10 protein-coding genes are annotated in these 13,756 nt (G+C 64.1%); all 10 read right to left on the reverse strand.

Translation table 11 applies throughout. The features are described from left to right. Positions 1-9: 9 nt before the first annotated feature. Positions 10-3,480, reverse strand: coding sequence for an indolepyruvate ferredoxin oxidoreductase family protein (locus tag OHD62_RS08730; RefSeq protein WP_263782099.1), 3,471 nt, complete (start codon positions 3,478-3,480; stop codon positions 10-12). Next, positions 3,477-4,895: an FAD-binding oxidoreductase gene (locus OHD62_RS08735; RefSeq protein WP_263782100.1), complete on the reverse strand. Its 1,419-nt coding sequence runs from the start codon at positions 4,893-4,895 to the stop codon at positions 3,477-3,479. The genes OHD62_RS08730 and OHD62_RS08735 overlap by 4 nt, the downstream gene beginning before the upstream one ends. Positions 4,896-5,146: 251 nt before the next feature. Further along, positions 5,147-5,932, reverse strand: coding sequence for an ABC transporter ATP-binding protein (locus OHD62_RS08740; protein WP_263782101.1), 786 nt, complete (start codon positions 5,930-5,932; stop codon positions 5,147-5,149). 1 nt (position 5,933) lies between these two features. Further along, positions 5,934-6,704 carry an ABC transporter permease gene (locus OHD62_RS08745; protein ID WP_263782102.1) on the reverse strand — a complete coding sequence of 257 codons (771 nt, stop codon included), beginning with the start codon at positions 6,702-6,704 and terminating at the stop codon, positions 5,934-5,936. An 80-nt stretch (positions 6,705-6,784) separates the two neighbouring features. Continuing rightward, the gene (hisD, locus tag OHD62_RS08750) at positions 6,785-8,116 is read right to left on the reverse strand and encodes a histidinol dehydrogenase (RefSeq protein ID WP_263782103.1); all 1,332 of its coding nucleotides are present in this window, start codon (positions 8,114-8,116) and stop codon (positions 6,785-6,787) included. 31 nt (positions 8,117-8,147) lie between these two features. Further along, on the reverse strand, positions 8,148-8,888 hold the full coding sequence (locus OHD62_RS08755) for an SDR family NAD(P)-dependent oxidoreductase (protein WP_263782104.1): 741 nt from the start codon (positions 8,886-8,888) through the stop codon (positions 8,148-8,150). A gap of 21 nt (positions 8,889-8,909) precedes the next feature. Next, complete coding sequence (locus OHD62_RS08760) at positions 8,910-9,623, reverse strand: SDR family NAD(P)-dependent oxidoreductase (RefSeq protein ID WP_263782105.1); 714 nt, start codon at positions 9,621-9,623, stop codon at positions 8,910-8,912. Beyond that, positions 9,620-10,507 (reverse strand): polysaccharide deacetylase family protein, encoded by an 888-nt coding sequence (locus OHD62_RS08765; RefSeq protein ID WP_263782106.1) that lies wholly within the window; start codon positions 10,505-10,507, stop codon positions 9,620-9,622. Before OHD62_RS08765 ends, OHD62_RS08760 begins: the two co-directional genes overlap by 4 nt. Positions 10,508-10,587: 80 nt before the next feature. Beyond that, entirely contained in the window at positions 10,588-11,571 is a 984-nt protein-coding gene (locus tag OHD62_RS08770) for an ABC transporter substrate-binding protein (RefSeq protein WP_263782107.1), read from the reverse strand. 41 nt (positions 11,572-11,612) lie between these two features. Next, the gene (locus OHD62_RS08775; RefSeq protein WP_263782109.1) at positions 11,613-13,718 is read right to left on the reverse strand and encodes a N,N-dimethylformamidase beta subunit family domain-containing protein; all 2,106 of its coding nucleotides are present in this window, start codon (positions 13,716-13,718) and stop codon (positions 11,613-11,615) included. Positions 13,719-13,756 lie beyond the last annotated feature (38 nt).

Consider the following 13,756-nt stretch of genomic DNA (forward strand, 5'->3'; position numbering starts at 1 on the left):
GTGGAAACGCTAAGCCGCTGTTTCCAGACGGCTTTCCTTGCCCAGCCTTTCCAGAAGCGCCGCCTTCTTCTTCTCGAAGCGTTCGACCGCCGCCACCTTGACGTGGCCGAAGCCGCGCACCTCTTCCGGCAATCGGGCAAGCTCGGTCGCCACGGCATGATTGCCCTGCGTCAGCCGCGCCGAAAGATCCGATATCAGGTTTTCATAATCAGCGATCATCCGCCGTTCCATCCGCCGCTCTTCGGTGCGCCCGAATGGATCGAAACGTGTTCCGCGCAGGCCCTTCAATCGCGCCAGCATCGCGAAGACGGGATTGATCCAGGCGCCGAAGGCGATCTTGCCGGGATGGCCGGTGCGCGGGTCGATGCGTGAAATCATCGGCGGCGCAAGATGATGCTTGATCTTGAAATCGCCCTCGAACTGTTCGGCCAGCTTTTTCCCAAATGATTGGTCGCGATGCAGCCGCGCCACCTCATATTCGTCCTTGTAGGCCATCAGCTTGAACGCCCCCATTGCCACGGCTTTGGCGAAGTCCTCGGAGCCGGCCGAGACCCTGGCTTCGGCCGCGCGGGCTGTGTCGACCAGCTTGCGGTAGCGGTTCGCATACGCGGCGTCCTGGTAGCCGGTCAGGAATGCCATCCGGCGCGCGATCATGGCATCGAGCGTCTCCGGTTTCGGCGCTTCTACGCTGCCTGTTTGCGCAGCGTCCAGCACCGCCGCAAGGTCGATCGCGGCGCGGCGGCCCCAGCCGAAGGCGGCGCGGTTCATGGCTACGCCGGCGCCGTTCATCTCGATCGCCCTGTCGATCGATGCGAGGCTGATCGGCACCAGGCCGCGCTGCCAGGCATTGCCGAGCAGGAACATGTTGGCGGCAATCGCATCGCCCAACAGCGCGAGGCCGAGCCGCGTCGCCGGGATCAGCGTGATCGCCTCCTCGCCGGCCGCCCGCCGCAATTGCTTCAGCGTCGCCTCCTGGCCGAAGTCGATCGCGGTGTTCTGCACGAAGGACGCGGTCGGCGCGAAATGATCGTCGAGCACGGCTCTTGTGCGGCCTTGCGCGAAGGTCGCAAGCGAAGCTGCGGCCGCCGACACGACGATGTCGAAGCCAAGCACAAGATCGGCCTCGCCGGGGCCGATCCTGACTGTGTTGAGCAACTCGGGATCGCGCGCCAGCCGGATATGCGAGACCACCGCGCCGTTCTTCTGCGCCAGCCCGGTCTGGTCGAGGGTTAGCAGGCCGAGCCCGTCGAGATGCGCTGCCTGGGACAGGATGGCGCTGACCGTGATGACGCCGGTGCCGCCAATGCCGGCCAGCAGCATGTTGTAGGGGCGATCGAGCGCCGGCAGTGCCGGCATCGGCAGGTCGTCGGAGCCAGCCGCTACCGCACGCACCTTCGGCTTGCGGATCGTGCCGCCTTCCACCGTCACGAAGCTCGGGCAAAAGCCCTTGATGCAGGACAGGTCGGTGTTACAGCTCGACTGGTTGATCCTGCGCTTGCGGCCGAACTCGGTTTCCACAGGCTCGATCGAAATGCAGTTGGAGACGGCCGAGCAATCGCCGCAGCCTTCGCAGACCAGCTCGTTAATGAAGGCGCGTTTTGGTGAGACCGGATAGGCGCCGCGCTTGCGGCGGCGGCGTTTTTCGGCGGCGCAGACCTGGTCGAAAACCAGCACCGTCACGCCCGCGATCTCCCTGAGCTCGCGCTGCACGGCGTCGAGCTCGTCGCGGTGGTGGATGGTCACGGATCGCGGCAAGAGCCCCGCCCAGGCCTCGGGCTTTTCGGAAACGACGACGACGCGTTTCGCGCCCTCCGCCAGCGTCTGCTCGACGATGGAGGGAACCGAAACCTCGCCGTCATGCCGCTGGCCGCCGGTCATGGCGACGGCGTCATTGTAGAGGATCTTGTAGGTGGCGCTGACCTTGGCGGCGATGGCGGCGCGGATGGCGAGCAGTCCGGAATGGAAATAGGTGCCGTCGCCCATATTGACGAAAATGTGCTTCTCGTCGGTGAAAGGCGACAGGCCGATCCACGAGCCGCCTTCGCCGCCCATCTGGGTGAAGGTGGAGGTCTCGCGCTCCATGCCGATGACCATCATGTGGCAGCCGATGCCGGTCGAGGCGCGACTGCCGTCTGGCACCACGGTGGAGACCGAGTGCGGGCAGCCGGAGCAGAAATAAGGCTCGCGCTTCAGTGCGATCACCTCGCCGGGTGCCGACGCCGCGACGGTCTCGATCGTCTTGATGCGCCGGCCAAGCTCTGCGTCCGGCTCACCGAGCCGCGAGACGATGGCGCGGGCGACCGAAACAACGCTGATCTCGCCGATGGAAGGCAGCAGCGGTGCGCCGCGCTCGTCCGTCTTGCCGAAGACGCGCGGGCGACCCGGCGCGTTGAACAGCAGCGCCTTGATCTGGTCCTCGAGCACCGGCCGCTTCTCCTCGACGACGAGGATTTCTTCCAGTCCCTCGCTGAAAGCCCTGAGCCCTCGCGGCTCGAGCGGCCAGACCATGCCGACCTTGTAAAGCCGGATGCCGAGTTCGGCCGCGCGCTTCTCGTCGATGCCCAGCGCCGCCAACGCGCCAAACAGGTCGAGCCATGACTTGCCGGTCGAGACGATGCCGAGCCGCGCCTTACCGCCGCCATGCAGGATGCGGTCGATGCCATTGGCGTGGGCAAAGGCATGCACCGCCGCCATCTTGTGTTCGATGCGGCGCTCCATCGCATGCGGACCGTCCGGCCAGCGCAGGGACAGACCGTCGGCGGGCAGCGCCAGCTCCGGCATGACGATGCCGAGCAGCATTGGGTCGACATCGACGGTGGCCGTGCATTCGACGATCTCGGTCTGGCACTTGAAGCCGATCCAGGCGCCGGAATAACGGCTCATCGCCCAGCCGAGCAGGCCATAGTCGATATATTCGCCGACGCCGCCCGGCGACAGCAGCGGCACCATGGCCGAGATCAGATTGTGCTCGCTCTGGTGCGGCAGCGTCGAGGAGACGGCGCCGTGGTCGTCGCCGACCAAAAGCAGCACGCCGCCATGGCGATTGGTGCCGACGGCATTGGCGTGGCGGATGACGTCCATGGTGCGGTCGACGCCCGGACCCTTGCCGTACCACATGGAAAACACGCCATCATAACGCGAGCCGGGAAACATGCCGGTCTGCTGCGTGCCCCAGACCGCGGTTGCGGCCATGTCCTCGTTGAGGCCGGGATGGAAGACGACATGGTTGGCTCTCAGATATTTGCCGGCGCGCTGCATCTCGCGGTCGAAGCCGGCCAGCGGCGAGCCGCGATAGCCCGAGACATAGCCTGCGGTATTGAGGCCTGCGGCAAGGTCGCGCTGGCGCTGGACCAGCGGCAGCCGCACCAGCGCCTGCGTGCCTGAGACCAGGATGCGGCCGCGTTCCAGAACATAGCGGTCGTCAAGGCTGGCCGGAACCGCATTCGCTCGTCCGCTTTTCGGGAGAGCGGCAGCCGTCATTGGGACACTCCTTCACGCGCAACATCCACCGGGGCGAGGTCGAAGACGCGACCGGCATTGAGGATATTGTTCGGGTCGAAGGCTGCTTTCAAGCGCCGCATGGCGGTGATCTCGGCATCGCTGCGCGCCAGGCGCAGCCACTGCTTCTTGTCGAGGCCTATGCCATGTTCGGCCGAGACGCCGCCGCCGGCGGCAGCGACGCCTCGATAGACGATAGCGTGCGCTGCCGCCGGATCTACGGTGCGGACCTGATAGTGCAGATTGCCGTCGCCGAGATGGCCGAAGACATAGATGTCGGCGTTGCGGTCGATGGCCTGGATCGCGGCTTCCGCTTCGCGAAGGAAAGTCCCCATCCGCGCCAGCGGGATGCTGATATCAACGCCGATCAGGCCTTTAATCGAAAACAGGAAACGATTGGCGTCTTCTCGCACCGCCCACAGCGCGCGGAATTCGCGCGGCGACTGCGAGACGACCACGTCGTCGATCACACCGTCCTCGACCGCCTGCATCAGCACAGCGCCAAAACGCTCGCCGTCGCGGTCGGGCTCGCTGCCCTGTATCTCGGCGAGCACATAGACGGGCGAGCCGACCGGCAGCGGCGCCGGCGCGTCCATACCGGCGACCATGGCGCCGTAGAGCGGCGCGAAATTCACTTCATAGGCCGACAGCAACGGCCCGAGCTTCTGCCTGAGCAGCGCAAGCAGCGCGATGGCCGCATCGAGCGAGGCAAGCGCGCAGAAGGCGTTGACCTCGGTGGCCGGTTTCGGATGCAGCCGCAGGCAGGCGCGCGTGACGACGCCGAGCGTGCCTTCGCTGCCGATGAAGAGCTGGTTGAGGTCATAACCGGAATTGTCTTTCGGCAAGCCCTTGAGCGACGTGAGGATACTGCCGTCGACAAGTACGGCTTCCAGCCCGAGCACCTGCGCGCGGTACATGCCGTAGCGCAGCACGCGGATGCCGCCGGCATTGGTGGCGATATTGCCGCCGACGGTGGATGTGCCGCGCGCGCCGATGTCGACGCCGAACAGCAAGCCGGCAGCGTCCGCCGCCTCCTGCACCAGCTGCAGCGGCGCGCCGGCCTCGGCAATGATCGTTGCCGCCTCACGGTCGGGCGCCGCGACCGCCGTCATGCGCTCCAGCGACAGCACCGCTTCGCCGGGCTGGATGCGCGCCGCACCGGCAAGCCCGGTCCGGCCGCCCTGGACGACAAGCCGCTGCCCGGCCTCGTTGCACAGACGCAAAATATCCGACACCTCGCCGGTCGTGCGCGGACGCAGGACGAACTCCGGCCGTGCGCCGGCCTTGCCGTCGGGGTCCTCCTGATAGCGTGGCCCGGCCTCGTCGGCCGAGACGACAGCGGACCTGTCCAGCCGCTTTTCCAGCCGCGACAGAAGCTCGGCAATTCTCTGGGACATGCGGCTCAAGGACACGAATAGCCCGGGCACGCGGCCGGGAGAGGGAAGGGCTGCGAAAGCGGTCGCGGCTGATTTCTACCGTCCGGCAAATGTGGGGAAAACCCGCCAAGAATACAGCCGGTTGTCTTCGCCATGCGTCGCTCCTGTAACGGATCGACCATAGGCGCGGCCTGCTATTTGTCAAACGTTTGAGAACCCGATCGCCATTGCGCGGTCAGGACGATCGCATACGGTGCGACGAACTGTATCGCTCACTCGAATTCGGCGCGGCTGGTTTCCTCGCGGATGGATTTGAGCACCCTTGCCTGCAGCTCCAGCACGCCGCGGTCATGCTGTATTCCGGTCTGTCTCGGCCTGGCGAAAGGCACGGCAATACATTCCTTGATGCGTCCGGGATTGAGGCCCATGACAAAGACCCGGTCGGACAGATAGACGGCTTCTTCCACGTCGTGGGTGACGAAGATCACCGTCAGCCGGTGCTCCTGCCAGATCTGCATGAGCAGTTCCTGCATCTGACCGCGCGTCAGCGCATCGAGCGCCCCGAAAGGCTCGTCCATCAACAGTATCTTCGGGCGGTATGACAGAGCGCGCGCAATCGCCACGCGCTGTTTCATGCCGCCGGAAAGCTGGCTCGGAAAGCTGTTGGCGAAGCGCGAGAGTTTCACCAGGTCGAGGTGCCGGCGGGCGACGTCGGTGATTTCCTTCGGATCGTGCCCGGTCTCGCGCAGCGCGAACTCGACATTCTGCAGCGCCGTCAGCCAGGGCAGCAAAGTATAGGTCTGGAAGACGACGCCGCGGTCTCGGCCGGGTCCGGTGATCGACGCGCCATCGACCAGCACCTCGCCCTCCTCGAAATCCTGAAGCCCGGCGATGATCGACAACAGCGTGCTCTTGCCACAACCGGATGCGCCGACCAGCGAAACGAACTCATTGTCGCCGACCTCGATATTGATGTCGTCGAGCACCTTGATCGTCGAACGTCCATTCGAAAATGATTTGTGCAGGTTCGAGATCTTGAGCTTGGGCTGCGTCTGCATCTCAGGATTTTCTCTCGTATTTGAAGAACTGCCGGCCGAGGAAACGCATGATCTGGTCGGTCGTCAGGCCCAATATGCCAAGCACCAGTATGTAGCCGATGGCCATGTCGGTCTGCAGGTAGCGCTGGGCGACGGTGATCCGGTAGCCAAGCCCCGAATTGGCCGCCACCAGTTCGGCCAGCGTCACCCAGGTCCAGGCCCAGCCAAGCGAGATGCGCAGCGTGTCCCAGATCTGCGGCATCGCCGACGGCACGACGATGCGCATCAGCACGCGAAAGTCGCTCATCCCCAATGTCCTACCGAAGCCGACGAAATCGGCGGGCACGCGCTTGATGTTGTCCTTGAACATCAGCGCCTGCTGGAAATAGGTGCCGATCCAGATGATGAGGAATTTCTGCACGTCGCCGGTACCGCTCCACAGGATCGTCAACGGGACGAAAGCCACGACCGGCATGTAACGGACGAAATCGAGGAACGGCTCGATCGCCGCTTCCCAGAAGCGGTAGGCGCCGATCAGGATTGCCGTCGCCAGCGCCATCACCGAAGCGATCAGGAAGCCGACCATGATGCGGTAGACGCTGTTGCCGATATCGCTGGCCAGCGTCCCATCCGCCGCCAGTTTCATAAGGCGGGCGACGACGGCAAAAGGCGAGGGCAGGAAGATGGGTTTGGCCAGGCCAAGGCCTGTCGCCAGAAACCAGGCCGCGAGGAAGAGCAGGAACGCGCATACGGCGATCAACAGATAGGTCGGCCCGGACAGCTCCGCGGCCATGCTGAGAACCGATCCTCGGCTGCTCCTGCGCTGTTGCGCCTGTTTCGGGACTGCCGTTTGAGTGGTCATGGTCATCTCGCTCACGGGCTGGTGGGGCTGTTCGACAGGATACGCTCCCGCATCTCCGATACCGAATTTGCGTGCGCCACAAACCCTTCATAGCGGGCGAAGGCGTGAGCGGCGGGCGCCAGTCGTTCATAGGCCGCGCGCGAAAGATAGGCTATCGACGAACGTTTCATGAAGTCGAAGACCGAAAGCGGCGATGCGGTGGTGGCGCGACCGCCGGTCGGCAGGACGTGGCTCGGCCCCAGCACGAAGTTGGCGATCGGAATGGCCGAATGCGGACCGAGCAGGATCTCGCCGGCGTTGCGGATCCTCGGCAGCAATTCGAAAGCCGATGTCGACAGCACCGCCAGATGTTCGGCGGCATAGTCGTTGATGAAGTCGAAGGCCGCCTTGACCGAGGGAGCAAGCACGATGCCGCCTTTCTGACCGGTCAGGACGGCGCGCGAAAATCCCGCGCGGTAGTCTCCCAGTGTCGACCACATGTCGGGCACGGCGGCAGCAATGGCATTTGCCAGCGCGCGGTCGGCCGTCACGACGAAGGCCGACGAGTCGGCGCCATGTTCCGATTCGACCACCAGTTCGAGTGCGGCAAGTTCGGCGGGAACCGAGCCGTCGGCATAGACCAGCAATTCGCTCGGTCCCGCCGGGCTTCCCGGATCGATCCGGTTGGACAGAAGCTGGCGCGCCGCACTCACCCATGGGCTGCCCGGGCCGACGATCTTCACGCATTTCGGCACGGTCTCGGTGCCGTAGGCGACAGCCGCCACCGCTTGCGCGCCGCCGCACAGATAGATCTCGTCTATGCCGATCAGCGAAGCGATGAACCGGGTTGCGGTGTCGGCGGTGCCGTCGGTCCCGGGCGGCGTCACGATGATCGTGCGCGCCACGCCGGCGACCTTGGCCGGCACCGCGGTCATGATCGCGCTTGACGGGAAAAACCCCTTGCCGCGCGGCACGTAGCAGGCGACGGAATCGATGGATGTCCAGCGGTCGCCGATCAGCGCCCCTTGCGTCTCTTCGCTGAGCCAGAGCTGGTCGGGCATCTGCGCCTGGTGAAAGCGCGTCACCTGCGCCACCGAAAGCCGTATGGCTTCGACGATCTCGGCATCGAGTTCCTGCTCGGCATTGGCAATCTGGCTTGCGGGCACCTTCAAGGCGGTCAGGGTCACGCCGTCAAATCGCGCCGCAAAGTCGATCAGGGCGCTGTCGCCTTGCTCCCGCACGGCAGCGATGATGGGTTCGACCTTTTCCTTGAAGCCTGTCAGATCCGTCTCCGTCCGCTCGAGCAATTGCGCTCGTGCGTCTGCCGACATGCTGGCGAGTTCGTGGATCGTGACAGGTGGCATTTTGTATCCTTCGTCTTCTAGTCGATCGCCTTCACGGCGAAACGCGTGCGGCAAGCCAGCCGCCGTCGATGTTGAGGATGTGGCCGGTGATGAACCGGGCGTCGTCGCTGCACAGGAACAGGATGCCGCCGGCGACGTCCTCGGCCGTGCCGACGCGTCGGATCGGCGTGGTTTCGATCATGGCGCGCCGGTACCAGGCATCCGCGGCGATCCGTTCGGCGACGATCGGCGTGTTGATGACGCCGGGCGCCACGCCATTGACCCGAATACCGTCGGCCGACAGGTCGGCGGCCAGTTGCCGTGTGAGCTGCGAGAGCGCCCCCTTGGACGCCGCATAGGCGGCCGTGTTGGGAAAGCCGACTTCGCCGAACACCGAACAGACATTCACGATCGAGCCGTCGGGTCGCGAGATATGTGGGAGCATGTCCCGGGTCAGGCGCATGACAGCGCGGATGTTGATGCCCAGGACATGATCGATCAAATCGTCATCGCTGTCGGCGAGCGCCTTCGGGCCGGCGACGCCGGCATTGTTCACCAATATGTCGACTGTGCCGAAATGCGCTGTGGCGGCCGCGGCAACCCTGGCCGGCGCATCGTCGGCGGCGAGATCGATCGTCAATTTCGGCGCCGCGATATCAGCCAGGTAATCCGCGTTCCAGTCGACGAAAAGCACCTCGGCGCCCTCCGCCTGCAAGCGTGTGGCGGTGGCTAGGCCGATGCCGTTGCCCGCGCCCGTCACGACCGCGGTCTTTCCCTGAAATCGCCGTTCCATCGCTAACCTCCCTGGCGGGGCCTATATCGTCTGCCCGCCATCGATCGTGAATTCCGATCCGGTGATGTATTCGCTGCCGGGGGACGCCAGAAACATCACCAGCCGCGCGATCTCTTCCGGTCTGGCGAGCCGGTTCAGCGGCACAGCGGCCGCCATCTCCGCCAGGTTTTCCGCGGTGTTTTCGCCAAGCATCGGCGTGTCGACCAGCCCGGGATGGACGGCGTTGACCCGGATTTTGCGGCCGGCAAGTTCGCGCGCCGCGACCTTGGTCATGCCGCGAATGGCCCATTTCGACGTCGAATAGGCGAAGGCACCGCTGAAGCCGCGCAACCCGCCGGTCGAGCAGACATTGACGATGGCGCCGCCATTGGCCGGCATCAGCGGAACGGCGGCGCGCATGCCGAGAAAAGTGCCGAGCTGGTTGACCTCGGTGACAGCCTGGAAGCCGGCAACGCTCTCGTCCAGAAACGGCACCGGATTGAAAATCGCGGCATTGTTCACGAGCGCGTCGATGTGGCCGAATCTCTCGGAAACCATGCGGGAGATCCTGTCCCAATCCCCCTCGTTGGAGACATCGAAGGATGCCGACAGGATATGGCCGGCTTCACTGGCCTGTTCGCTCATGCCGGTGAACGACCGGTCGAGAGCGACCACAGTGGCCCCGGTCGATGCAAACTGCGTGGCAATGGCCGCGCCGATCCCGCCGGCGGCACCGGTGACGATTGCTGTCTTCATTTGGCTTGCAACCTGTTGAGGCCTGCATCCGCCGGCAGCGACGGCGAGCGTCCCTTGCGCCATTGCCGCACATAGTCGCGGCAAGTCGTGAAACCGGCGCGCTCATGCGACGCGACATGGCCGATGAAGTCTTCCAGCATCAGCAGCCGGTGACCGCGCCCGATGATCTGTGGATGCATCGTCACCACCATGACGCCGCTGCCGATCCGCTGGTAGAGGAAGTCGAATTCCGCCTTCCAGATTTCGAGCGCCGTCGATGGTGCGCGGCCGCCGGGCAGATAGCCCTTGTCCGTTGCCAGAAACTCGAATTGGGGAAAGTCGTCGAGGTGCCAGGCAACCGGCAGTTCGACCAGATCGACAGGGATGCCGAAGCGGAATTCCTCCGTGGTCGACCATTCATCGCCGACCCGGCACCAATAGGGTTCGTGATCGTTGCCCATCATCGAGCTTTCATATTCGAAGCCGAGTTCGAGCAGGAGTTCGACGGTGGACGGGCTGTTGTCCCAGGCCGGCGAACGGTATCCGCACGGCCGTATGCCGGCGACCTTGTCCAGCGCCTCAAGGCCCCTCAGCAGCACCGTGCGCTCCTCTTCGCGCGATAAAAGCACTGGGTTTTCGTGAACCCAGCCGTGATGGCCAATCTCGTGGCCGCCATCGTGAAAGGCGCGCACGACGGGCGGGAAGGCGAGAGCGGAGTGGCCGGGCACAAAGAAGGTTGCCGCGATCCCGGTCTGATCCAAAAGCTTGAGGATGCGTCGGGCGCCGATCGGGTCGAATTCGCCGCGCGAAAGCATGCTCGGCGACGTCGCCCGATGGCTGCCGATCCATGTCGAATAAGCGTCGAAATCGAAGGTCAACGCCACGTGAACTTCGGTGCCGGACATGTCCCGAATCCTTGCTGTTGCTGTTAAAAAGGCGGGCTGCCTCGTTTCTCCGAGGAGGCCCGCCTCGTATCGAGCAACCGCTACTTCGCCACGCTCGCGTCGATGGCGGCTTCGTAGGGTATGTCCTTTTCGATCAGCTTGGCCGCCAGCGCTGCCTTGACGATGCCGGGATAGGTGTCCGACTTGAACACGCCGTTCAGCGCCGCCTGGCTCTCGGCGACCGAATAATACGACACGCCGTCGAAGGCAGTCGCGAGATCCGCCGGTTCGGCGCCGACGCCCTTGGCGATGATAGCGCGGCCTTCCTCGGTGTGGGCTCGGTAATATTCGAGAGCCTGGTCCCAGCTTTTCAGCATGGCCTGCACCTGGCCGGGCTTGGTCTTGAGCGTTTCGTCGGGGATGGAGAGCACGTCGCTGATCAGGCCCGGCGCTTCGCCGGCTTCGGCCAGCACCTTGATGGTCTTGTCGGCCGCGACGGCTGCGGAAATGTACGGCTCATAGGTTACGGCCGCCGGCACGGTGCCGGAAATGATGGCCGTTCCAGCACTTGCGGCCGGCATCGGCAGCACATTCACGTCATCGATGGTCATGCCGTTTTTCTGCAAGATGTAGTTCAACAAAAGATCGCTGGTTGAGCCCCGTTCGAAGGCAACCTGCTTGCCCTTCAGGTCGGCCACCGTCTTGATCTCGCTGTTGACCAGTATGGCATCGGCCTTGGTGCTGGCATCGAGCAGCAGCACGCCCTTGACCGGAAGGCCGGCCTGCACCTTGGCGAGCAGTTGCTGGATCGATTCATTGCCGCCATTGACCTGTCCGGCGGCAATCGCCGCGCCCATGTCCTTGTCTTCGACGAAGTTGGTCAGTTCGACGCCTTCCAGGCCGTTGGCTTTGAAGAAGCCCTTTTCCTGCGCGACGTACCACATGCCGTAGCCAAGCCAAGGCGAGATTGCGAGCTTGAACACGCCGGGCTCGACCGGCAGGTCCTGCGCCATGGCGGGCTGCGCCGCGGTTGCAATGGCCAACAGCGCTGCGGCGCCGACGAAACTGTTTCTGATGATTCCCATGATACTGATCCTTGTTCCCATAGTGCGTTGCTGAACTGTAATTACGCCGTCGAACCCGGTGTAGCCGCGGGGTGGCTCCCGTCTTGTTGTTGTTGCCCAGCCGGGTTCGGCTGGCTCTTTGCCGCCGCCAGATGCGTCAGCAAATTCAACGTGATCCTTCCGACGTCGTTCATGGCGCCGCCGCTTGGCAGCGCGCCGCACCAGGCGACCGAACTCGCTGAAAAGATCAGCCCTCCAGAGGGCAGGTAGCGCAATGTCATCTCCGCGCAACGACGCCCCTCACGCTCGGCCACTCCGCCCTCATACCAGCGCGTCGCGTCGTGGACGAAGCTGTCGGGAAAGCCCGTGGCGCGCGCGATGATGATCGTATCCGGGGATGTGCCCAGATGCGGGTCGGTGGCATCCACCTCATAGCCCGCGGCGCCTCCCAGAACGATGCCTTCGGTGCCGAAGGTTTCGTTGGTGACGCCGTCGAACAACCATGCCGCTGATGGTTCAAAACTCTGCGGCGTGCGCGTGAAGGGGCGCGCGCCGTCGAAGCCCATCAGCGAGATGGCCACGCCGGTCAGCGAGAATTCGCCGAGCCCGCTGGCACGAAGATGGCCGCCCGGCTCGTTGGTGATCGACAGCGACTGTTCGGCGATGCGCCCGTCCCAGGTGCGGCCCGCTTCGAGCGGCGAGCGCCGCAGTTCCATCAGATCGTCCTGGAACGCAACCTTGCCGGCAAAACCATTGCCGCCGAGATAGGCGATGCCGCCGCCCTGCGCTGCGAACTGGCGCAGCGCATGCTCCATCTCGGCTGACATGTATTCCGGATGACTGCCGGTGACGACGGCAGCATACCCCTCAAGGCCGGCGAGGCCGCGTTCGTGCAGATCGTGATCGGTGACGAGGTCGAAGGCGATACCGTTATTGTGGCAGAAGCGGAGGAGATGCAGGTCGACCGGCAGATTGTGCGGGCAGCCGCAGAGCGGATAATTGTAGTCGTCTCGCAGTGTCGCCTTCGGCTTCTTGTAGGAAGCAATCGATACGCCGCTCACATCGCTATGATAGTCGTAGAGCGACTTCAGATTGTTGTCGATCACGAAGCGGTGACCGCGATCCTCGCACATCCATTCATAGAGATGCGCCGGCAGGAACTCGTCGGCATAGGCGAGATAGGTGGCGGTCGGCACCAGGAACAGCAGCGGCGAGCACTGCTTGGAGGAAGCGACGAAAAAGACGATCCGCTCCGCTCCGCCCTCGTACTCGACCTCGAACGCATAGACGCCGGCTTCCGTCTCCGGGGGTATCTGCACGCTATAGGAGGCGGGCCATTGCAGCGGTCCCATGTCGTCGTCATGGCAATGGACGGCATCGTAATGCGACGGCACCAACCTGGGATCGAAACTTGATCCATCCCAGCGGCGTGAAGTCATGCAGAAAGCAGGCTGATTGACCGCTTCCATGAGCAGGTCCGCGTCCGAGGAAGCGAGCGCACCTGACGGCAGGCGCGTGGGAAACGTCCAGGCAACCCGCCCGTTTCCAGTCTGTAGGGCGATAGACGAGAACTTGGCGTTCAAGGCCCTGATATCGTTCGACGCGCTCATTCCGAAGAGCACGTCGCCCGTCAGATGTTCCCAGGGCAGATCGAATTGACGATCCATGCGCAAGGGCGCGAGTAGATCATCCGCCTCGATGCGAAGAATGGTCCCGTCGCCATTCGAAAGGATCTCAATTTGCAACCAGATGTTTGCCGGCAAAGTCTCGGCGATCGGAATCTGTTGCCCGCCGTGCTCGAAGGTCAGGCTGCCGTCCCGCAGGCCAAGCCGGAAGGCGCTGGTTTCCACGAGCACCCTGAAGCCGTCGTTGCGTGTCAGGCAGACTTCGAAGGCGATGCCCTTGACCGGGGCGGCCTTGGCAAGCTCCGAAGCCGCGATCCTGAGGAACGATCCCTGCTCGAAATCACGCGGACAGGGCGCTTCCGCGGTCGCTTCCAGGCGCCAGTCCAGGAATTGGGGCGCCGGCGTATCCAGCCGAACCATACGCACGTTGCGTACAAGTGCCGCCGACGAAAGATGAAGGCTGACCGGCATTCCCGCAGGCGCGCTCCAGGGCACCGTATATCCCACGACGGTCATCGCGGCATGGTCGACCGGACGCCTCATCCTTGCGGGTTTCTCCGCATTGATGCCGGTCGGCACAA

Source organism: Mesorhizobium sp. YC-39, assembly GCF_025753795.1.
Taxonomy (GTDB): domain Bacteria; phylum Pseudomonadota; class Alphaproteobacteria; order Rhizobiales; family Rhizobiaceae; genus Mesorhizobium.